Here is an 18,089-nt window from a genome sequence, read left to right as displayed (position 1 = left end):
CCAGCCCGGACCATGTCACTTCTTCACCTTTTTCTTGCCGGCGACCGCCATCCGTCGGCCCTTACGGGTCCGACCGTTGGTGTGGGTCCGCTGGCCGCGTACCGGAAGGCCTCGCCGGTGCCGGAGGCCCTGGTAACAACCGATCTCCATCTTGCGCTTGATGTTCTGGGCCACCACCCGGCGGAGGTCACCCTCAACCCGGAGGTTGGACTGGATGTAGGTGCGGATCCGGCTCACCTCGTCGTCGTTGAGCTCGTGCACCTTGGTGTCGGGATCGATCCGCAGCCGATGGCACATGTCCCGGGCGGTGTTGACGCCGATACCGTAAATGTAGGTCAAGCCGATCTCGAGTCGCTTCTGCCGTGGAAGGTCGACTCCGGCTATGCGCGCCATGAGAGCATTACCTCCTCAACCCTGCCGCTGCTTGTGGCGGGGATTGGAACACACCACCCATACCCGGCGGCGGCGTCTGATCAGGCGACAGTTGTCGCACATCTTCTTTGTGGAGGGCCGTACCTTCACTGTTCGCCCCTTCGGAGCTAACCGTCTATTCAATGTGATCGTCCGGAGCCGGCTCAGACGAGGAGCCGGACCGCATGCGTAGCCACCAACTCGCAACGTGACAGGTAGACGCCCGCGCCATTCTGGCAGGCAACGCATGACCGACAGGCGATTCTACCCGACCGGGCGGGCTGTGAGCAAGTCACTGACGGTGAGGACCACGGGGCCGTCGGCGGTCAGGGCCACCGTGTGCTCGAAATGAGCGGACCGCCGGCCGTCGGCCGTGACCACGGTCCACCCGTCCTGGTTGGTAGTGGTTTCCGGAGTCCCCAGGTTGAACATGGGCTCCACGCAGACAGCCATGCCGGTCCTCAACCGGTATCCCTTGCCGGGAGGCCCGTGGTTCGGCACCTGCGGGGCCTCGTGCATGGAGCGTCCGATGCCGTGCCCCACGTACTGGGAGACCACACCGTATCCGTAGGGGGCCGCCTCCATCTCCACCGCATGGCCTATGTCGCCCACCCGCTTGCCGGACCGGACCTGGTCGATTCCTGCCCAGAGAGCTTGGCGCGTGACCTCGATCAGCCGGGCGGACTCCTCGTCCACCTCGCCGATCGGGACGGTGAGAGCGGCGTCGGCGTGGTATCCCTCATAGATCGCGCCGGCATCGACCGAGAGGATGTCGCCCTCGGCAAGGCGATAGTCGCCCGGGATCCCATGCACGATCACCTCGTTGGGCGATATGCACGTGTGGGCCGGAAACCCCTGGTAGCCGAGGAAGGAGGGCTGGCAGCCCCGGTCGCGTATCACCTCGGCCGCCACCAGATCCAGGGACTTCAGCGTCACGCCGACCTCGGCAGCTTCGACGACGGCCTCGTGGACAGCGGCCACGCACCTTCCCGCCTCGGCCATCTTGGCGAACTGGCGCTTGTTCTTGATAGTGATCATCGCCCGCACCGGTGATTGCCGTACCGGACGCTCGCCGCGATCCGTGACGCGGCGAACATCGCCGGCACCGGCCCGCGGGAGACGGGCAGTCGGGGCCGAAAACGTGTCACAGGCTTCCTATACGTTGCATATCGCCAAGCACCTACACCGGCTGAGAGCGTCTTACCGATCGGTTCCGCCGGCCCGGAGGGAACATTCAAGGCTTCGTGGAGCGAACGCCGGATCGCCCGGCCCCCGGCCGGGCATGGGCGAACACGCTCCGAACCAGGACAGGTGGTGGCGGGGGAGGGCCCCGGTGGGGTTGCCTGTCCGGCGGCGGGGCGATTTTCGCGCTCATCCGGCGATTCGGCGACACTAGGAGAGGCCGGCCAGAGCCGTCAGGATCTTGGCGGTGATCTCCTGGATCTCGCCGACCCCGTCCACCTTCACGACGAGCCCCCGCTCCCGGTACACATCGATCAGGGGCGCCGTCTCCCGCTCGTACACATCGAGCCGGTTGCTCACGGACTCCGGCGTGTCGTCCGTCCTGCCACGGGCCAGTATCCGTTCCTGGAGCACCTCGTTCGAGGCCTCCAGGACGACCACCGCGTCGAGGGCACGGTCCCCGATGGCCTCATCGAGCGCCTGAACCTGGGCGACGTTGCGGGGGAACCCGTCGAGGATGAGCCCGTCGGTCGTGTCGGGGTCCCGAAGACGTTCCAGGATCATCTCCACCGTGAGGGAGTCCGGAACCAGATCGCCGCGGGCCAGTATCTCCTCGACCCGGAGACCCAGTGCCGTCTTCGACCCCACGTGGCGGCGAAACATCTCGCCCGTCGAGATGTGCGGGATGCTCATGACCTCACCGACTCGCTCGGCCTGGGTGCCCTTGCCGACGCCAGGGGCTCCCAGGAAGAGGATTCTCACGTCAAGAATCCCTCGTAGTTCCTCATGGTGAGCTGGCTCTCGATCTGCTTCATCGTCTCCAAGGCCACGCCGACCACGATGAGGATCGAAACGCCCGAGAACCCGACCGGGATCGCCCATATAGCCGAGGCAACCGCCGGCAGGATGGCGATGAGCCCGAGGAAGACCGAGCCGGGCAGGGTGATCCGGTTGAGTATCCGCCCCAGGTAGCGAGAGGTCTGCTGGCCGGGCCGCTGTCCGGGGATGAAGCCGCCCTGACGCTGGATCATCTCGGACTGGCGGACCGGGTCGAACTGGATGGCGGTGTAGAAGTACGTGAAGAACACGATCAGGAAGAACAGCACCCCGATGTAGAACCAGCTGGTGGCGCCGCTCGCGTAGCCGGAGGGCGCCAGATGGACGTTGATGAAGTCCCTCACCGATGAGAAGAACCCCTCCGTGCTGGGAATGGAGGTGGAGATCAGCACCGGGAAGAACAGGATCGAGGTGGCGAAGATCACCGGGATCACCCCGGCCATGTTGATCTTCAGCGGGATGTAGGTGCTCTGGCCACCCATCACCCGGCGTCCCCGGATCCGCTTGGCGAACTGAATGGGGATCCGCCGCTGACCCTGCTCCACGAACAGGATGCCCACCACCATCAGGATGAACAGGGCGATTATCAACACGAATATGGGCGCCCGGCCGGTCGGAATCGTGTATTGCCAGATCAGGGTGAACTGGCTGGGTAGGGCGGCCACGATGCTGATGAAGATCAGCAGCGACATCCCGTTGCCGACCCCGCGCTGGGTGATCAGCTCGCCCAGCCACATCACGAAGGCGGTGCCCGCCGTCATGGTCACGACCATCAGCACCACCCGGGTGGGCGTGTAGTCGTCGATCAGCACGATGCCGCCCGTGAAGCTGCTCCCCCGGCTGAAGAGGTAGGTGATGCCGGTCGACTGGAGAAGGGCCAGGATCACGGTCAGGTACCGGGTCCACTTGGTGATGACTGCCCGGCCCGACTCGCCCTCGTCCTGCAGCTTCTGCAAGCGCGGTATGACCACCGAGAGGAGCTGCATGATGATGCTGGCCGTGATATAGGGGAGGATGCCCAGGCTGAAGACGGACAGGTTCTCCAGCGCGTTGCCAGAGAAGAGGTTCAGCAAGCCGAAGGCGCCACCCGGCTGCTGCCCCGCCATCGCATCCAACCGGTCCAACTCGATACCCGGCACGGGAATGGTGGCCCCCAGCCGGTAGAGGGCGAAGACGCCCAGCGTGAACAGGATCTTGCCCCGGAGGTCCGGGATCTTGAACATGTAGCGATAGACGTTCAGCATCGGTCGAGGCTCCTGCCGGTTCCGTCCGGGGCGCGGGCATCACGGCAGGCCGACCCCGGCCCGGGGGCCGAGGAGCGCGCCGCCGCGGGCGTCGTCAACCGACGATCACGCACGATCCACCGGCAGCTTCTATCTTGGTCCGAGCCGAATCGCTGAAGGCATGTGCCTCGACGGTCAGCGCCTTCCCGATCTCGCCCCGGCCCAGCACCTTGATCCTTCCTCGCTTGCGCGCCAGCCCTTGCTCGCGAAGGTGGGCCGGAGAGACGGTCGCGCCGTCCCGGAAACCGTCGAGGGCATCCACGTTGACCACCGTGAACTCCTGCCGGTTGTGGGGCTTGAAACCCCGCAACTTCGGGAGCCTGGACTGCAAGGGGGTCTGGCCGCCCTCGAAGCCGGGTCGCAGGCTACGGCGGGCCTTGAGGCCCTTCGTCCCCCTACCGGCTGTCTTGCCGCGCCTTCCCGCCTCGCCGCGTCCGACCCGGATCTTCTTCCGCTTGGACCCTTCCGCCGGCCTGAGGTGGTGGAGCTTCAATTGGTTCGTCTTGGTAGCCACGGACGGCTCCCTCCCGGTCAACCGGACTCCCCCTCCGGACCGGCCTGCGATTCGCCCCGGCCTGTCCCGGCCTGCGAGCCTCCCGCCCGATCCTGGCCGTGGGTGAGCCCTTTCCTAATTCGTTCTACGCGCCTGCGGTCATGCCTCCCGGACATCCACCAGGTGGCGCACCCGGTGCAACATACCCCGCAGCTCCGGACTGTCCGGACGCTCCACCGAGGCGTTCAGCTTCCTCAATCCCAGACTCCGGACGGTAGCCCGAGCCTTGTGCTTCTCGCCGATCAGGCTCCGGCGCAGCGTGATCCGGAGCATCGCTCCGCTCATGATCGACGGCCTCCTCCACCTGACGCCCGCATCATCTCGGTGGAGCGGTATGACGCCAGCAGTCCCGGAGGCGTGATCTCCTCAGGGGTCTTGCCCCTTGCTTTCGCCACTTCCTCGGGGCGCCGCTGCGCCTTCAAGCCGTCGATGGTGGCCTTGGCCACGTTGAGATGGGTGGGCGCTCCCAGTGACTTGGTCAGCACGTCGCGGATCCCGGCCGCCTCGAGGATCTGGCGTACGGCACCGCCGGCGATCACGCCCGTGCCCGGCGCCGCCGGCTTCAAGAGCACCTTCGAGGCGCCCTGCTGGCCGATGACCCGGTGGATCAGCGTGGTCCCGGCCATCGGAACGGTGAACATCGACTTGCGCGCCGACTCGATCGCCTTCTGGATGGCGGTGGGGACCTCCTTGGCCTTGCCGTAGCCGATTCCGACCCGGCCGGCCCCGTCGCCCAACGCCACCAGGGCGGTGAACGAGAACCGGCGCCCTCCCTTGCTCACCTTGGAGACCCGGTTGATCTCGATGACCCGCTCGTCGAATTGCGGCGCGGAGTCCAGGCTCCCGTCGCGCCTTCTTCTCGGTCTAGAAGTCAAGTCCAGCCTCCCTCGCCGCGTCGGCCAGAGCCTTCACGCGTCCATGAAACGGATGTCCGCCCCGATCGAAAACCACCTTGGTGACACCGGCGCCGGTAGCCCGGGAAGCGATCAGACGCCCCACCTCGGTGGCGGTCCCGGTGGTCAACGTCTTCGACCGGAACCCCGGCTCCTGCGACGAAGCCGCCGCCAGCGTCCGGCCGCGGCCGTCATCGATGACCTGCGCGTAGATGTACCGGTTGCTCCGGAACACCGCCAAGCGGGGACGAGCCTCGGTTCCGGCCAACCGCTTCCTTACCCGCCGGTGCCGCCGGATCCGGGCCTGTGATCGTGTCCTGCTCATCGTCCCGTCACCGTGGCCTTGCCGCTCTTGCGCAGGACGTGCTCGTCCTGGTAGCGGATGCCCTTGCCCTTGTACGGCTCGGGCGGGCGGACTCGGCGGATCTCGGCCGCCACCTGGCCCACCAGCTCCTTGTCGATGCCCTCGATCACGATGGTCGTGGCGTCCGGAACCGTGAAGGAGATGCCGTCCACGCCCGGAACGTCCACGTTGTGACTGAAGCCGACCTGCAGTTCCAGGCCCGCGCCCCGGCTCAGGGCCCGGTATCCGACCCCGACGATCTTGAGGGTCTTGCGGTATCCCTCGGTGACGCCGACCACCATGTTGTTGACCAGGGCCCGGGTCAACCCGTGCAGGGCCTTGCTGCGGCGCTCGTCGTTGACCCTGGTGACCACGCACCGGCCGTCGATCACCTCGACGCCCACCCGGTCCTCAAAGGTCCGCTGCAGGGAACCCTTCGGGCCCTTGACGGTCACCTCCTGGCCGGAGATGGTGATCTCCACCCCTCCGGGTACCGGAATCGGAACCTTGCCAACCCGGCTCATGGCTACCAGACCTCGCACATGAGTTCACCGCCCAGGCGTCGCCGGCGGGCCTCCCGATCGGGTAGCAGACCCTGGGAGGTGGACACGACAACCGTTCCCAGGCCGCCCTGGGATCGCGGCAGATCGTCGGCGCCCTTGTACACGCGCCGGCCCGGCCGGGAGATGCGGCGCAACCCTTTGATGATGCGATCCTGGTTGCCCTTGCCGGCGAACTTCAGGCGGATGGTCAGGGTGTTGCCCTGGACCGCCGGACTCACGTCGTAGCCCTCGACATAACCTTCCGACGCCAGCACCTTGGCGACCTGCTCCTTCAGTTTCGAGGAGGGCATGCTCACCTTGGCATGCAAGGCGATGTTGGCGTTGCGGATCCGGGTCAGCATGTCGGCGATGGGGTCGGTCATCATTGCGGTCTCACTCCTCTACCAGGAGGCCTTCTGAACGCCGGGCAACTCGCCACGATGCGCGAGCTCGCGGACCGCGATCCGCGACATGCCGAACTTGCGCAGGTAGCCGCGAGGCCGGCCGGTGATCCCGCAACGGTTCCGGTACCGGGTCCGGCTGGCGTCGCGAGGCATCTTCGCCAGCGTCGCGTAGGCGTCGCGCTTGGCGTCATACGTGGCATCCGGGTCCTTGATGACGCTGACGAGCTCGGCCCGCCGCTCCCGGTAGCGCTCGACCAACTCGGCCCTCCGCTTGTTCTTGGCGATCATCGACTTTTTGGCCATATCGTTTCCTCGAATCTCAGTTGGTCGCAACAGCAGGACGCCGGAAGGGAAAGCCGAAGGCTTCCAGCAGTGCTCTGGCGCCCCGATCGTCGGAGGAGGTCGTGCAGATGGTTATGTCCATACCGCGGACCGCCGTCACCTTGTCGTAGTCGATCTCGGGAAAGATGAGCTGCTCACTCACCCCGAAGCTGTAGTTGCCACGCCCGTCGAACGACGCCGGGCTCAAGCCTCGGAAGTCCCGGATGCGCGGGATGGCGATGGTAATCAACCTGTCGAGAAACTCCCAGGCCCGATCCCCTCGCATCGTCGCCGAACAACCCACCGGCATCCCCGTGCGGAGCTTGAACCCGGCAATGGACCGGCGCGCCCGGTTCAGGCGGGGCTTCTGACCGGTGATGGTGGCCAGGTCCTCCATGGCCGCGCCGGCCTGCTTGCGGTCACCCACCGCCTCGCCGATGCCCATGTTCACCACGATCTTCTCCAGGTTGGGGATCAACATCGGGTTGACCAGACCCAGATCCTCCATGATCCGGGACCGGACCGTCTCCACGTACTGCCGCTTCAGGCGGGGCGCATCGCCCGCCGGAGCGGAGCGAGCGGTCGTCTTCTTGGCTGCCATGACTGCCTACACCTCCCCGTCGCATTTGACGCAGCGACGGAACTTGCGGCCCGTGTCGCTCCTGCCGACTCCGGTCCGGACCGGCCCGCAGTCGTCACACACCAGCATGACGTTGGAAACGTCGATCGGCATGTCCTTGTCGACGATGCCTGCCTGCAGCTCCCGGCCCCGGGCCTTCTGATGCCGCTTGGCGGTGTTGATGCCTTCGACGATCACCCGGCCCCGGTCGGGCAGGACCCGCGCCACTCTCGACTCGCGGCCCACGTCCTTGCCGGCGATCACCACGACCCGGTCGCCTTCCCGGATAGCCATCAGATCACCTCCGGCGCCAGGGAGACGATCCGCATGAACTTCCGGTCCCGCAGCTCGCGGGCCACCGGCCCGAATATGCGGGTGCCCCGAGGGAGCCGGTTGTCGTTGATGACCACGCATGCGTTGTCGTCGAAGCGTATGTAGGTGCCGTCCCTGCGGCGCTGTTCCTTGGCGGTCCGCACCACCACGGCCCTGACCACCTCGCCCTTCTTGAGCGCCGCGCCGGGCGCGGCGTGCTTGACGGTGGCCACGATGATGTCGCCGATCCGGGCATACCGGCGGCGCGACCCTCCCAGCACGCGGATGCATAACACCTCTCGGGCGCCGCTGTTGTCGGCCACCTTGAGCCGGGATTCCTGCTGGATCATCTGGCCCGTCCCAACACTTCGACCAGCCGCCAGCGCTTGGTCTTGGACAGTGGCCGGGTCTCCATGATCATCACCCGATCGCCGTTGCGGGCGGCGTCGTCCTCGTCGTGGACGTGAACCTTGGTGACACTCCGCACGATCTTCCCGTAGCGCGGATGGCGGGTCCGCCGTTCGAGCTTGACCGTGATGGTCCGGGCCCGGGCATCGGACACGACCACGCCCACCCGTGTCTTGCGTCTCGGCCGATCAGGCATGACCGGCCGCCTCGTCCTCATGCATCACGGTCTTGATGCGCGCGATCAGGCGCCTCAGGCGGCCCAGTGAGGCCGTGTCCTCCGACTGGCTGACCGCCAGCTGGAACCGGAGGTTGAACAGCTCCTCCTTGGTCTCGTCCAGCTTCTCAGCCAGCTCGGCCGGGGTGAGTTCCCTCAACTCCAAGGCCTTCATTCCGCTACCTCCATCGTCAGTCCCTCCACGCCCGGCTATCCCAACAGTTCCCTGGATACGAACCGGGTCTTGATCGGCAGCTTGTGGCCGGCCCTGCGCATCGCCTCGCGTGCCAGTGGCTCGTCCACGCCCGACAGTTCCATCATCACCCGTCCGGGCTTGACCACGGCCACCCAGAACTCGGGGTTTCCCTTCCCCGAGCCCATCCGGGTCTCGGCGGGCTTGGCCGTAATCGGCTTGTCGGGGAAGATGTTGATCCAGACCTTCCCTCCCCGCCGGACCGTTCGGGTGATGGCGACACGGGCGGACTCGATCTGGCGGGCCGTTATCTGGCCCGGCTCCAGCGCCTGGATGCCGAAGTCGCCGAACGACACCGCGGTGCCGCCCTTGGCGTAACCCTTCATGCGGCCCCTGTGGACCTTGCGGTACTTGGTTCGCTTGGGCATCAACATGATCTACTGCTCCCCGGCCTGGTCGGCGCCGGAATCGTCCTGTTCAGCGGACGGCGCGGACGGCTCACCTGTCTCGGCCCGAGCCTTCTCGTAGGCCGACTTGGCCTCCGCCTTGCTGACCTTGCGGCCGCCGCCGGCCTCGATGATCCGCTTGCCGCCGCCGGCCTCGATCACCCGTGGCGCGGCTCGTCCACCGGCTCGCTGCTCGGCCCGGCTCTTGGCCGGCGTCATCCGGCCCGACGGCCGTCCGGCCGCCAGCGCGGCCTCGGCGGCGATCTTCTCGCGGGTGGTCTTGAGCGAGGCGACCACGTCGCCCTTGTAGACCCACACCTTGACTCCGATGCTCCCCACGCTGGTACTGGCCGTGGCCTGGCCGTAGTCGATATCCGCGCGGAGGGTGTGCAGAGGCACCCGACCTTCCCTGTACCACTCGCGGCGGCTCATGTCGGCGCCGCCCAGGCGGCCTGCGCACTCGACCCTCACCCCTTCGGCGCCTGCCTTGAGGGCGGTCTGGACGGTCCGCCGCATGGCGCGCCGGAAGGCCACCCTGTTCTCCAACTGGTCGGCCACGCCGCGGGCCAGCAACTGGGCGTCCGTCTCGGGGTCCTTGACCTCGATGACGTTCAGCTTCACCCGGCGCGAGGTCATCCTCTCCAGGCCGGATCGGATCCGCTCGGCCTCGGAGCCCTTGCGGCCGATCACAGCGCCGGGGCGGGCGGTGTGAACGTCCACCTGGAGGCGCTCGCGGGTGCGTTCGATGTCGACCCGTGACACCGCCCCCCTCTTGAGTTCCCGGCGCAGGTAGTCGCGAATCCGGTGGTCCTCGTTAGCCAGGAGGGTGTAGTCCTTGTCCGAGTACCAACGCGACTTCCAGTCGGTGACGATTCCGAGGCGGAATCCGTAAGGATGCGTCTTCTGGCCCATCAGTCGACCTCCTCACGGCCGTCGGAAACCACGATGGTGATGTGGCAGGTGCGCTTGCGGATCCTGGTGGCGCGTCCCCGGGCCCGGGGCCGGAAGCGCTTGATGGTCACGCCCTCGTCTGCATAGGCCTCGACCACACGGACCTCCCCGGCCAGTGTCTCGAGGTCCTCGCCGAGCTCGAACTTCGAGTTCATGTTGGCGACCGCCGAGCGGAGACATTTGAGGATGGGCTCCGCCGCTCTCCGATTGGAGAACCGGAGCGTCACCTCGGCATCGGTGACCGACATGCCGCGGACCTGGTCCAGCACCACCCGCACCTTGTACGGGGACTGGCGGATATGGCGGGCGCGGGCTACTGCTCTCATATCTGACCGCTACCGCCTCGTCGCCTTTTCCTTCTTGGTGCCGGCGTGGCCCCTGAAGGTCCTGGTGGGGGCGAACTCGCCCAGCTTGTGGTCCACCATCTGCTCGGTGATGTAGATGGGGACGTGGCGGCGGCCGTCATGCACGGCGATGGTCAGGCCCACCATCTCGGGGATGATGGTGCTCCGCCGGCTCCAGGTGCGGATCAACCGCTTGGGGCCGCCGCTGTTGGCGACCTCCACCTTCCTCAGCAGGTGCTCGTCCACGAACGGGCCCTTCTTTCGGCTCCGAGCCATCTGCTACCTCCGGCCTTTCTTGTTGCGGCGGCGCACAATATCCCGGTTGCTCGCCTTGTTGCGATTCCGGGTCCGGCCCTCCGGCTTGCCCCACGGGGACACCGGATGGCGGCCTCCGGACGAGCGGCCTTCGCCACCGCCGAGCGGGTGGTCCACCGGGTTCATCGCCACGCCGCGGGTCTGGGGGCGCACGCCCTTCCAGCGGTTCCGGCCCGCCTTGCCCAGCTTGGTGAGCTCGGCCTCGGTGTTGCCGACCTGTCCGATGGTGGCCCGGCAGTCCAGGAGCACGTAGCGAACCTCGCCCGAGGGGAGCCGCAGCAGCGCCCTGTTCCCCTCCTTGGACATCAGCTGGACGCCGGTCCCGGCCGCCCTGGCCATCCTGGCTCCGCCGCCCGGCTTCAGCTCGATGGCATGGACCACCGTTCCCGCCGGGATGTTCCGCAACGGAAGGGCGTTTCCGGGCCGGATCTCGGCCCCGGGGCCCGACTCCAGCATGTCTCCCACCGACACCCCTACCGGGTGGAGGATGTACCGCTTCTCGCCGTCCACGTAGTGCAGCAGGGCCAGCCGGGCATTGCGGTTGGGGTCGTACTCCACCGCCGCCACCCGGGCGGGCACCCCGTCCTTGGTGCGGCGGAAATCGACGATACGGTACCGGCGCTTGTGGCCGCCGCCCCGATGCCGCGATGTGATCCGGCCCTGGGAGTTGCGCCCCGAGGAGCGCTTCTTCTTGGCCAGCAGGGACTTCTCGGGCTTGGCTTTGGTGATCGCCGCGAAGTCCGACACCGTCTGGAACCGGCGTCCCGGTGAGGTGGGCTTTCTCTTTCTTACCGCCATCTCGAACTCACCTGCCTCAGATTCCGAAGATGTCCACGGTCTGCCCGACGGGCAGGGTGACCATGGCGCGCTTGGTGTCGGCGCGCCTTCCGACTGTCAGCCGGGTCCTCTTCCGCTTCCCCTTGCGGTTCAGCGTGTTGACGTTCAGCACCCGGACGCCGAACAGGACCTCGACCGCCCTGCCGATCTCCTCCTTGCGAGCCCGGCGATCCACCACGAAGGTGTAGGTGTTGTTGCGCTCGATGAGGTCGTAGGACTTCTCCGAGACCACGGGCTGGATGATCACGTCGCGCGGGTCCTTCATGACGCCTCCCGTCCCAGCGTCGCCGGCGCGGCGCCGGCCTCCATGACGAAGTCCTCGTCCGAGATCTCGAAGCGACCCGATTGCGATCCGGCGGTCCCGCCGGCGGTCTGCCCCAGGGCGAGTCCGGAGAAGATGACCGTGCCGGCCCACAGGACGTCGTACGTGTTCAGCATGCCGGGCCGCCCAAGGATGACGTGGGACAGGTTCCGGAATGACCGGACCGCGATCTCCTCCGAGCGGTCGACCACCACCAGTGCCTTGCCGGTGGCCCCGATCTCGCTGAGCAGGGAGGCGGCCAGCCTGGTCCTCGGCACCTCCCAGTCGAACCCGCCGATGATCTTGACGGCGCCCTCGGACGCCCGGGCCGACAGGGCGCTCCGAAGGGCCAGCGCCCTCATCTTCTTGGGGGCCCGCTGGACGTAGTTGCGGTCGCGAGGGCCGTGCGCCTTGCCGCCGCCCACCCAGATGGGGGAGCGGATCGAGCCGTGGCGAGCCCGTCCCAGGCCCTTCTGGCGCCATGGCTTGCGGCCACCGCCCCGCACCTCGGCTCTCGTCTTGGTGCGAGCCGTGCCGGAACGCCGGGCGGCCAGGTGGGCCACTACTACCTGATGCATGACATCGCGGTTGGGCGTGATGCCGAACACGGCCGGGTCGAGCAACACCTCGCCCTGCTGGACACCGGCGGAGTCATATCTGGGTGCAACGAGTTCGGGCATCGCTCAACCGTTCTTTACCGCTTCGCGGACGAAAACCAGCCCGCCTCTGGGACCGGGGACCGCGCCCTGCAGCACCAGCAGGTTGCGATCGGGATCCACGCCGACCACTGCCAGGTTGAGCACCGTGGTCTGCTTTCCGCCCATCCGTCCGGGCAGCTTGGTGCCCTTCATCACCCGGGCCGGGGTGGCGCAGGCGCCGATGGCACCCGGCGAACGGTGGACCTTGTGAACGCCGTGGCTGGCGCCCTGTCCGCGGAAGTTGTGGCGCTTCATGACGCCCTGGTAGCCCTTCCCCTTGGACACTCCGGTCACGTCGGCCTTGGTTCCGGGCTCGAACACGTCCTCGACCCGCAGCACCTGGCCCAGCCGGAATTCGGAGCCGTCATCGACCCGCACCTCCACCAGGTGGCGGGAGGGGGTGACACCGGCATTGGCGAAGTGGCCGGCCTGCGGCTTGTTGACCTTCCGGGCCGGGATCTCGCCGTAGGAGATCTGAATCGCCGAGTAGCCGTCGTTCTCCTCGGTGCAGATCTGGGTGACGTGACAGGGCCCGGCCTTGATCACCGTCACCGGTATGGCGCGGGCATGATCGTCGAAGATCCGGGTCATGCCGACCTTCTCGCCGAGGATCGCAGACAGGCTCATGTCTCGATCTCTACTTCCACGCCGGCCGGGAGGTCCAGCCTCATGAGCGATTCGATCGTGTTGTGGGTCGGCCGCAGGATGTCGATCAGGCGCTTGTGGGTGCGGATCTCGAAGTGCTCGCGCGAGTCCTTGTACACGTGCGGCGACCGGATAACGCAGTACCGCTGGACCTTGGTCGGGAGCGGAACCGGCCCATGAACGACGGCATGGGTGCGGATGACTGTCTCCGCGATCTTGCGCGCCGACTCGTCGACCACCTGGTGGTCGTAAGCCTTCAGCTTGATGCGGATTTTCTGTTCTTTCATGCTGTCTTCCTGCCGGTTCCCGTTCTGGTGTTGTTGTTATCGGATGATTTTGGTGACGGTGCCTGCCCCTACGGTGCGTCCGCCTTCTCGGATCGCGAAGCGCAGGCCTTCGTCCATCGCGATCGCCGACCCCAACTGGACTGTCATGGTGGTGTTATCGCCTGGCATGACCATCTCCACCCCATCAGGGAGGGTGACCTTGCCCGTCACGTCGGTGGTACGGAAGTAGAACTGCGGCTGATAACCCGAAAAGAACGGGTTATGCCGCCCCCCCTCGTCCTTGGTCAACACATACACCTGCGCCTCGAAGTCGGTATGAGGCGTAATAGACCCCGGAGTCGCCAACACCTGACCCCGCTCCACCTCCGTCTTACCAACCCCCCTGAGTAGCACCCCGACATTGTCGCCGGCCATGCCCTCATCCAAGAGCTTGCGGAACATCTCCACCCCCGTAGCCACCGTACGCCGAGTCTCCCGAATACCCACCACCTCAACCGCGTCACCAACCCGAACCATCCCAGCCTCAACCTTGCCCGTAACCACCGTCCCCCGACCAGTAATCGAAAACACATCCTCAATAGGCATCAAAAACGGGCGATCCACCGGACGGTCAGGAACCGGCACATACTCATCCACCGCCGAAACCAACTCCAACACACCCGCAGCCGCCTCCGCGTCCCCCTCCAAAGCAGCCAAAGCAGACACCCGAACCACCGGAACATCATCCCCAGGAAAACCATAATCATCCAACAACTCCCGAACCTCCAACTCAACCAACTCCAACAACTCCTCATCATCAACCAAATCAACCTTATTCAAAGCCACCACCACACAAGGAACCCCCACCTGACGGGCCAACAACACATGCTCCCTCGTCTGAGGCATAGGACCATCAGCAGCCGACACCACCAACACAGCCCCATCCACCTGAGCCGCACCCGTAATCATATTCTTGATGTAATCCGCATGACCCGGCATATCCACATGCGCATAATGACGCAACTCCGACTCATACTCCACATGAGCAATAGCAATAGTAATACCACGCTCACGCTCCTCAGGCGCCTTATCAATATCATCAAACACCGTAAACACATTACCCTCAACCCGCTCAGCCAACACCCGAGTAATCGCAGCAGTCAAAGTCGTCTTACCATGATCAATATGACCCATCGTCCCAACATTCACATGCGGCTTCACCCGCACAAAACGCTCCTTAGCCATGACTCAATAACCTCCTACTAGTTCTCCACGCGCCGCGCCGACAATCCGGCGGGCGATGTTTTCGGGTACGTCTCCATAAGAGTGGAACTGCATGCTTGACGTGGCACGGCCCTGCGTCTTCGAGCGGAGGTCGGTCACGTAACCGAACATCTCCGACAAGGGAACCCGAGCCATGACCACCCGGGACCGGCCACGCTGCCCGGCCTCCTCGATGCGGCCACGGCGCGACGCCAGGTCGCCCATCACCTCGCCCAGGTACTCCTCGGGAGTGACTATCTCGACCGCCATCAAAGGCTCGAGCAGCTTGATCCCCGCCCTCCGGGCAGCCTTCTGGAAGGCCATCGAGCCCGCGATGCGGAAGGCCATCTCGGAGGAGTCCGTGTCGTGCGATTGCCCATCCACCAGCCGAGCCCGCACATCCACCAGCGGGTAGCCGGCCAGAACGCCCTGTTCGAGGGCGCCCTCGATCCCGACGTTCACCGACGGGATGAACTCACGGGGGACCCTTCCGCCCTTGATCTCGTCGATGAACTCGTAGCCGCCACCGGGCCCGGTCGGCTCCAGATCGATCTTCACGACCGCATACTGTCCCCGCCCGCCGGTCTGCTTGATATAGCGCATCTCGACACCGGTAACGGGGCCTTTGATCGTCTCGCGGTAGGCCACCTGGGGACGGCCCACGTTGGCGTCCACGCCGAATTCCCGCACCAGCCGGTCCACCAGGATGTCCAGGTGGAGCTCGCCCATCCCCGAGATGATCCGCTGTCCGGTCTCCTGATCGGTCCGCACGAGGAAGGTGGGATCCTCCTCGGCGAGCCGGCCCAGGGAGTCGGTCAGCTTCTCCTGATCGGCCTTGGACCGCGGCTCGATAGCCACCGAGATCACCGGCGCCGGGAACGACATCGCCTCCAGCAGGAGCGGGTGCCCGACCGCGGTGAGGGTGTCCCCCGTGGAGGTGTGCTTCAGGCCCACCGCAGCCACGATGTCCCCGGTGAAGACGTCCTCGCGATCCTCGCGATGGTTGGCATGCATCCGCAGCAGCCTGCCCAGGCGCTCCTTGCGTCCCTTGGTGCTGTTGAGGACCGAACCTCCCTTGGAGGCGCGACCCGAGTACACCCGGAAGTAGGTGAGCTTGCCGACGTGAGGGTCGCTGACGATCTTGAACGCCAGCGCCGCGAAGGGCTCGGCATCCTCCGGGGCGCGCGAGGCGAGCATCTCCGAACCGGGGAGGAAGCCCTGGACGGCGGGCGTATCGGTGGGGCTCGGGAGGTAGTCCACCACCGCGTCAAGCAGGAGCTGGACTCCCTTGTTGCGGAAGGCCGACCCGCAGAAAACGGGCGTGAAGAGGTGTTGGAGGGTTCCGGTGCGGACTGCCGTGGTTATCTCACCGGGCGAGATGACCACATCCTCGAGGTACTTCTCGAGCAGCTTCTCTTCGACGTCGGCCACCTGCTCCAGCATCCGGCCCCGGTATTCCTCGGCCGAAGCCTCGTACTCGGCCGGGATCGGCCCGGTGGTCCAAGTACGGCCGTCGTCGCCGGCCCACATGTGGGCTTCCATCTCGACCAGGTCGACCACTCCGGTGAAGTCGCCCTCCTCGCCGATCGGGATTTGCATGATCAGCGGCACGGCCCCCAGCCGTTCCTCGATCGAGTCCACCGCAACAAAGAAATCGGCCCCGACCCGGTCCATCTTGTTGATGAAGCAGATCCGGGGCACGTGGTACCGGTCCGCCTGGCGCCATACCGTCTCGGTCTGTGGCTCTACCCCGGCCACCCCGTCGAACACGGCCACCGCACCGTCCAGCACCCGCAGGGATCGCTCCACCTCCACCGTGAAGTCCACGTGGCCCGGCGTGTCGATGATGTTGATCCAGTGCTCGTGCCACTCGCAGGTGGTGGCGGCGGATGTGATCGTGATGCCGCGCTCCTGCTCCTGCTCCATCCAGTCCATGACGGCAGCGCCTTCGTGGACCTCACCCAACTTGTACGTGCGGCCGGTGTAGTACAGGATGCGCTCGGTGAGGGTGGTCTTGCCCGCGTCGATATGCGCCATGATCCCGATGTTCCGCGTACGGCTCAGCGGGTACTGGCGAAGATGGATCAACGCGTCCGGGCTTCTCACGACTTCTTCTCTCGCTACCGATCGTTCTCTGTCCCTTGGTTCGCCTCTCGCCCCTACCAGCGGTAGTGGGCGAAGGCCTTGTTGGATTCCGCCATCTTGTGGAGGTCTTCCTTGCGCTTGATCGCCGAGCCGGTGTGCCTGGAGGCGTCCAGGATCTCGTTGGCGAGGCGCTGGGCCATGGTGTTCTCTCTGCGCCGCCTGGCGTACCCGACCAACCAGCGCACCGCCAGCGTGGAGGCTCGCCGGGGCCGGACGTCCACCGGCACCTGGTAGGAGCTTCCCCCCACCCTCCGGGACCGCACCTCGACCTGGGGACGCAGGTTGTCGACCGCTCGCTTGAGCACCATGAGCGAGTCCTGCCCGCTGCGCCGCGAGACGATCTCCATGGCCTGGTAGACGATCTTGCGCGCCTTCTCCTTCTTGCCCTTGAGCAGTACCTGGTTGATGATCTGGCTCACTAGGACATCCCTGAATACCGGGTCGGGTTCGATGGTCCGCTTCTCGGCCGGTGCACGTCGCATCGTCAGCGGCCCTTCTTGGTTCCGTAGCGAGACCGGGCCTGGCGGCGGTCATCGACCCCGGCCGCGTCGAGCGTGCCCCGGATGACCTTGTAGCGAACCCCCGGCAGGTCCTTGACCCTTCCCCCGCGCACCAGGACGATCGAGTGCTCCTGGAGGTTGTGCCCCTCTCCTGGGATGTAGGCGGTCACCTCGATACCCGAGGTGAGGCGAACGCGGCATACCTTCCGCATCGCGGAATTCGGCTTCTTCGGTGTGATGGTGTAGACGCGGGTACAGACACCACGTCGCTGCGGCGACCCGGCCAGACCCGGAGTCTTCTCCTTGCGCGCCTTGGGCTTCCGGCCCTGGCGCACCAACTGCTGGATGGTGGGCAAATTTCTCTCCTACGCGAGGTGAGTGACCACGCGGCCGCTCGCTCTTCAATTCAGGGGGCGACCGAGTGGGGAAGCATCCCTGTCGTACTACCGGCTCGCGCTCGCCGTCAGAAGCCGCCGGGCGGCTCTCGGCTCACCGAACCCTTACTTGTATCTGCTCCATGCCGGACCGAGGCTCAACGCCGGCATGGGGTCACACCGGTAGCCCGTCAGGACACGGGGATATGAACGTGCTGGTGCACGGTCACCAGTATATGCCTTCTCCTCGCCACCGTCAACGCGAGAGGAGGACGGAACTCTTCTCGGGGGTGCTGAGGTCTGAGAGGCGCGGCCGGGAGGACTCGAACCCCCAACCTTCTGATCCGTAGTCAGACGCTCTGTCCATTTGAGCTACGGCCGCACGGGTTGTTACCGGAGACTCGGCGCCGCGCTAGGAGACCGCCGGACGCCGTCCGCCAACGATAGTCGCCGATGGCCCGGTACAGGAAGCCGCCGCCCCGCCCGGGG

General features: G+C 66.1%; 30 protein-coding genes and 1 tRNA gene. All 31 read right to left on the bottom strand.

What is annotated here, in order from left to right:
• Positions 1-15 precede the first annotated feature (15 nt).
• The 31 genes from rpsM to ACOQPD_RS10500 all read right to left on the bottom strand — a co-directional run bounded on the left by rpsM (position 16) and on the right by ACOQPD_RS10500 (position 17,982).
• The gene (gene rpsM / locus ACOQPD_RS10650; RefSeq protein ID WP_420611933.1) at positions 16-393 is read right to left on the bottom strand and encodes a 30S ribosomal protein S13; all 378 of its coding nucleotides are present in this window, start codon (positions 391-393) and stop codon (positions 16-18) included.
• Between the two features lie 15 nt (positions 394-408).
• Positions 409-522, bottom strand: coding sequence for a 50S ribosomal protein L36 (gene rpmJ, locus ACOQPD_RS10645; RefSeq protein ID WP_420611932.1), 114 nt, complete (start codon positions 520-522; stop codon positions 409-411).
• Positions 523-675: 153 nt separating this feature from the next.
• The gene (gene map, locus ACOQPD_RS10640; RefSeq protein WP_420611931.1) at positions 676-1,449 is read right to left on the bottom strand and encodes a type I methionyl aminopeptidase; all 774 of its coding nucleotides are present in this window, start codon (positions 1,447-1,449) and stop codon (positions 676-678) included.
• 354 nt (positions 1,450-1,803) lie between these two features.
• Positions 1,804-2,355 carry an adenylate kinase gene (locus tag ACOQPD_RS10635; RefSeq protein WP_420611930.1) on the bottom strand — a complete coding sequence of 184 codons (552 nt, stop codon included), beginning with the start codon at positions 2,353-2,355 and terminating at the stop codon, positions 1,804-1,806.
• Entirely contained in the window at positions 2,352-3,674 is a 1,323-nt protein-coding gene (gene secY, locus ACOQPD_RS10630; RefSeq protein ID WP_420611929.1) for a preprotein translocase subunit SecY, read from the bottom strand. Before secY ends, ACOQPD_RS10635 begins: the two co-directional genes overlap by 4 nt.
• 94 nt (positions 3,675-3,768) lie before the next feature.
• Positions 3,769-4,248 (bottom strand): 50S ribosomal protein L15, encoded by a 480-nt coding sequence (gene rplO / locus ACOQPD_RS10625; protein ID WP_420611928.1) that lies wholly within the window; start codon positions 4,246-4,248, stop codon positions 3,769-3,771.
• A gap of 117 nt (positions 4,249-4,365) precedes the next feature.
• Positions 4,366-4,551 carry a 50S ribosomal protein L30 gene (rpmD, locus tag ACOQPD_RS10620; protein ID WP_420611927.1) on the bottom strand — a complete coding sequence of 62 codons (186 nt, stop codon included), beginning with the start codon at positions 4,549-4,551 and terminating at the stop codon, positions 4,366-4,368.
• Positions 4,548-5,147 carry a 30S ribosomal protein S5 gene (gene rpsE / locus ACOQPD_RS10615; protein WP_420614384.1) on the bottom strand — a complete coding sequence of 200 codons (600 nt, stop codon included), beginning with the start codon at positions 5,145-5,147 and terminating at the stop codon, positions 4,548-4,550. The genes rpmD and rpsE overlap by 4 nt, the downstream gene beginning before the upstream one ends.
• Positions 5,131-5,484 carry a 50S ribosomal protein L18 gene (gene rplR / locus ACOQPD_RS10610; protein WP_420611926.1) on the bottom strand — a complete coding sequence of 118 codons (354 nt, stop codon included), beginning with the start codon at positions 5,482-5,484 and terminating at the stop codon, positions 5,131-5,133. Before rplR ends, rpsE begins: the two co-directional genes overlap by 17 nt.
• Positions 5,481-6,026 carry a 50S ribosomal protein L6 gene (gene rplF, locus ACOQPD_RS10605; RefSeq protein WP_420611925.1) on the bottom strand — a complete coding sequence of 182 codons (546 nt, stop codon included), beginning with the start codon at positions 6,024-6,026 and terminating at the stop codon, positions 5,481-5,483. Before rplF ends, rplR begins: the two co-directional genes overlap by 4 nt.
• Before the next feature lie 2 nt (positions 6,027-6,028).
• Positions 6,029-6,430: a 30S ribosomal protein S8 gene (gene rpsH, locus ACOQPD_RS10600; protein ID WP_420611924.1), complete on the bottom strand. Its 402-nt coding sequence runs from the start codon at positions 6,428-6,430 to the stop codon at positions 6,029-6,031.
• Positions 6,431-6,445: 15 nt separating this feature from the next.
• Positions 6,446-6,751, bottom strand: coding sequence for a 30S ribosomal protein S14 (gene rpsN / locus ACOQPD_RS10595; RefSeq protein ID WP_420611923.1), 306 nt, complete (start codon positions 6,749-6,751; stop codon positions 6,446-6,448).
• 16 nt (positions 6,752-6,767) lie between these two features.
• Complete coding sequence (gene rplE / locus ACOQPD_RS10590; RefSeq protein ID WP_420611922.1) at positions 6,768-7,370, bottom strand: 50S ribosomal protein L5; 603 nt, start codon at positions 7,368-7,370, stop codon at positions 6,768-6,770.
• A 6-nt stretch (positions 7,371-7,376) separates the two neighbouring features.
• Complete coding sequence (rplX, locus tag ACOQPD_RS10585) at positions 7,377-7,682, bottom strand: 50S ribosomal protein L24 (RefSeq protein ID WP_420611921.1); 306 nt, start codon at positions 7,680-7,682, stop codon at positions 7,377-7,379.
• Positions 7,682-8,050, bottom strand: a complete 369-nt coding sequence (gene rplN / locus ACOQPD_RS10580) for a 50S ribosomal protein L14 (RefSeq protein WP_420611920.1) — start codon at positions 8,048-8,050, stop codon at positions 7,682-7,684. Before rplN ends, rplX begins: the two co-directional genes overlap by 1 nt.
• Complete coding sequence (gene rpsQ / locus ACOQPD_RS10575) at positions 8,047-8,325, bottom strand: 30S ribosomal protein S17 (protein WP_420611919.1); 279 nt, start codon at positions 8,323-8,325, stop codon at positions 8,047-8,049. The genes rplN and rpsQ overlap by 4 nt, the downstream gene beginning before the upstream one ends.
• Positions 8,297-8,497: a 50S ribosomal protein L29 gene (rpmC, locus tag ACOQPD_RS10570; protein WP_420611918.1), complete on the bottom strand. Its 201-nt coding sequence runs from the start codon at positions 8,495-8,497 to the stop codon at positions 8,297-8,299. Before rpmC ends, rpsQ begins: the two co-directional genes overlap by 29 nt.
• Positions 8,498-8,532: 35 nt before the next feature.
• Positions 8,533-8,949, bottom strand: coding sequence for a 50S ribosomal protein L16 (gene rplP / locus ACOQPD_RS10565; protein ID WP_420611917.1), 417 nt, complete (start codon positions 8,947-8,949; stop codon positions 8,533-8,535).
• 3 nt (positions 8,950-8,952) lie between these two features.
• Complete coding sequence (gene rpsC / locus ACOQPD_RS10560) at positions 8,953-9,873, bottom strand: 30S ribosomal protein S3 (protein WP_420611916.1); 921 nt, start codon at positions 9,871-9,873, stop codon at positions 8,953-8,955.
• Positions 9,873-10,238: a 50S ribosomal protein L22 gene (gene rplV / locus ACOQPD_RS10555; protein ID WP_420611915.1), complete on the bottom strand. Its 366-nt coding sequence runs from the start codon at positions 10,236-10,238 to the stop codon at positions 9,873-9,875. Before rplV ends, rpsC begins: the two co-directional genes overlap by 1 nt.
• 9 nt (positions 10,239-10,247) lie before the next feature.
• The gene (gene rpsS, locus ACOQPD_RS10550; RefSeq protein ID WP_420611914.1) at positions 10,248-10,532 is read right to left on the bottom strand and encodes a 30S ribosomal protein S19; all 285 of its coding nucleotides are present in this window, start codon (positions 10,530-10,532) and stop codon (positions 10,248-10,250) included.
• A gap of 3 nt (positions 10,533-10,535) precedes the next feature.
• Positions 10,536-11,369, bottom strand: coding sequence for a 50S ribosomal protein L2 (rplB, locus tag ACOQPD_RS10545; RefSeq protein WP_420611913.1), 834 nt, complete (start codon positions 11,367-11,369; stop codon positions 10,536-10,538).
• Positions 11,370-11,385: 16 nt separating this feature from the next.
• On the bottom strand, positions 11,386-11,673 hold the full coding sequence (rplW, locus tag ACOQPD_RS10540) for a 50S ribosomal protein L23 (RefSeq protein WP_420611912.1): 288 nt from the start codon (positions 11,671-11,673) through the stop codon (positions 11,386-11,388).
• Positions 11,670-12,389 (bottom strand): 50S ribosomal protein L4, encoded by a 720-nt coding sequence (rplD, locus tag ACOQPD_RS10535; RefSeq protein WP_420611911.1) that lies wholly within the window; start codon positions 12,387-12,389, stop codon positions 11,670-11,672. The genes rplW and rplD overlap by 4 nt, the downstream gene beginning before the upstream one ends.
• A gap of 3 nt (positions 12,390-12,392) precedes the next feature.
• A complete protein-coding gene (gene rplC / locus ACOQPD_RS10530; protein ID WP_420611910.1) occupies positions 12,393-13,034 on the bottom strand; it encodes a 50S ribosomal protein L3 in 642 nt (213 codons plus the stop codon).
• Entirely contained in the window at positions 13,031-13,339 is a 309-nt protein-coding gene (gene rpsJ / locus ACOQPD_RS10525; RefSeq protein WP_420611909.1) for a 30S ribosomal protein S10, read from the bottom strand. Before rpsJ ends, rplC begins: the two co-directional genes overlap by 4 nt.
• Positions 13,340-13,375: 36 nt before the next feature.
• Entirely contained in the window at positions 13,376-14,563 is a 1,188-nt protein-coding gene (tuf, locus tag ACOQPD_RS10520; RefSeq protein WP_420611908.1) for an elongation factor Tu, read from the bottom strand.
• Between the two features lie 3 nt (positions 14,564-14,566).
• Positions 14,567-16,687, bottom strand: a complete 2,121-nt coding sequence (gene fusA / locus ACOQPD_RS10515; protein WP_420611907.1) for an elongation factor G — start codon at positions 16,685-16,687, stop codon at positions 14,567-14,569.
• A gap of 53 nt (positions 16,688-16,740) precedes the next feature.
• The gene (rpsG, locus tag ACOQPD_RS10510) at positions 16,741-17,208 is read right to left on the bottom strand and encodes a 30S ribosomal protein S7 (protein WP_420611906.1); all 468 of its coding nucleotides are present in this window, start codon (positions 17,206-17,208) and stop codon (positions 16,741-16,743) included.
• 2 nt (positions 17,209-17,210) lie between these two features.
• The gene (gene rpsL, locus ACOQPD_RS10505; RefSeq protein WP_420611905.1) at positions 17,211-17,582 is read right to left on the bottom strand and encodes a 30S ribosomal protein S12; all 372 of its coding nucleotides are present in this window, start codon (positions 17,580-17,582) and stop codon (positions 17,211-17,213) included.
• A 326-nt stretch (positions 17,583-17,908) separates the two neighbouring features.
• Positions 17,909-17,982: transfer RNA gene (locus tag ACOQPD_RS10500), tRNA-Arg, on the bottom strand.
• Positions 17,983-18,089 lie beyond the last annotated feature (107 nt).

The organism is Candidatus Spongiisocius sp., assembly GCF_965221825.1.
Classification (GTDB): Bacteria; Actinomycetota; Acidimicrobiia; order Spongiisociales; family Spongiisociaceae; genus Spongiisocius.
The sequence above is the reverse complement of the archived record's forward strand: the minus strand, read 5'-3'. Positions and strand labels throughout refer to the sequence as shown.

Coding starts and splice junctions, on each gene's coding strand:
- rpsN (WP_420611923.1), bottom strand. CDS start 6,751: ATGGCCAAAAAGTCGATGATCGCCAAGAACAAGCGGAGGGCCGAGTTG.
- rplR (WP_420611926.1), bottom strand. CDS start 5,484: ATGAGCAGGACACGATCACAGGCCCGGATCCGGCGGCACCGGCGGGTA.
- rplB (WP_420611913.1), bottom strand. CDS start 11,369: ATGGCGGTAAGAAAGAGAAAGCCCACCTCACCGGGACGCCGGTTCCAG.
- rpmD (WP_420611927.1), bottom strand. CDS start 4,551: ATGAGCGGAGCGATGCTCCGGATCACGCTGCGCCGGAGCCTGATCGGC.
- secY (WP_420611929.1), bottom strand. CDS start 3,674: ATGCTGAACGTCTATCGCTACATGTTCAAGATCCCGGACCTCCGGGGC.
- rplX (WP_420611921.1), bottom strand. CDS start 7,682: ATGGCTATCCGGGAAGGCGACCGGGTCGTGGTGATCGCCGGCAAGGAC.
- rplC (WP_420611910.1), bottom strand. CDS start 13,034: ATGAGCCTGTCTGCGATCCTCGGCGAGAAGGTCGGCATGACCCGGATC.
- rpmC (WP_420611918.1), bottom strand. CDS start 8,497: ATGAAGGCCTTGGAGTTGAGGGAACTCACCCCGGCCGAGCTGGCTGAG.
- rplV (WP_420611915.1), bottom strand. CDS start 10,238: ATGAGAGCAGTAGCCCGCGCCCGCCATATCCGCCAGTCCCCGTACAAG.
- rpsG (WP_420611906.1), bottom strand. CDS start 17,208: ATGCGACGTGCACCGGCCGAGAAGCGGACCATCGAACCCGACCCGGTA.
- rpsM (WP_420611933.1), bottom strand. CDS start 393: ATGGCGCGCATAGCCGGAGTCGACCTTCCACGGCAGAAGCGACTCGAG.
- rpsH (WP_420611924.1), bottom strand. CDS start 6,430: ATGATGACCGACCCCATCGCCGACATGCTGACCCGGATCCGCAACGCC.
- rpsS (WP_420611914.1), bottom strand. CDS start 10,532: ATGGCTCGGAGCCGAAAGAAGGGCCCGTTCGTGGACGAGCACCTGCTG.
- map (WP_420611931.1), bottom strand. CDS start 1,449: ATGATCACTATCAAGAACAAGCGCCAGTTCGCCAAGATGGCCGAGGCG.
- tuf (WP_420611908.1), bottom strand. CDS start 14,563: ATGGCTAAGGAGCGTTTTGTGCGGGTGAAGCCGCATGTGAATGTTGGG.
- rplF (WP_420611925.1), bottom strand. CDS start 6,026: ATGAGCCGGGTTGGCAAGGTTCCGATTCCGGTACCCGGAGGGGTGGAG.
- rplE (WP_420611922.1), bottom strand. CDS start 7,370: ATGGCAGCCAAGAAGACGACCGCTCGCTCCGCTCCGGCGGGCGATGCG.
- rpsJ (WP_420611909.1), bottom strand. CDS start 13,339: ATGAAAGAACAGAAAATCCGCATCAAGCTGAAGGCTTACGACCACCAG.
- rplD (WP_420611911.1), bottom strand. CDS start 12,389: ATGCCCGAACTCGTTGCACCCAGATATGACTCCGCCGGTGTCCAGCAG.
- rplN (WP_420611920.1), bottom strand. CDS start 8,050: ATGATCCAGCAGGAATCCCGGCTCAAGGTGGCCGACAACAGCGGCGCC.
- rpsC (WP_420611916.1), bottom strand. CDS start 9,873: ATGGGCCAGAAGACGCATCCTTACGGATTCCGCCTCGGAATCGTCACC.
- rpsQ (WP_420611919.1), bottom strand. CDS start 8,325: ATGAGGACGAGGCGGCCGGTCATGCCTGATCGGCCGAGACGCAAGACA.
- rplW (WP_420611912.1), bottom strand. CDS start 11,673: ATGAAGGACCCGCGCGACGTGATCATCCAGCCCGTGGTCTCGGAGAAG.
- rplP (WP_420611917.1), bottom strand. CDS start 8,949: ATGTTGATGCCCAAGCGAACCAAGTACCGCAAGGTCCACAGGGGCCGC.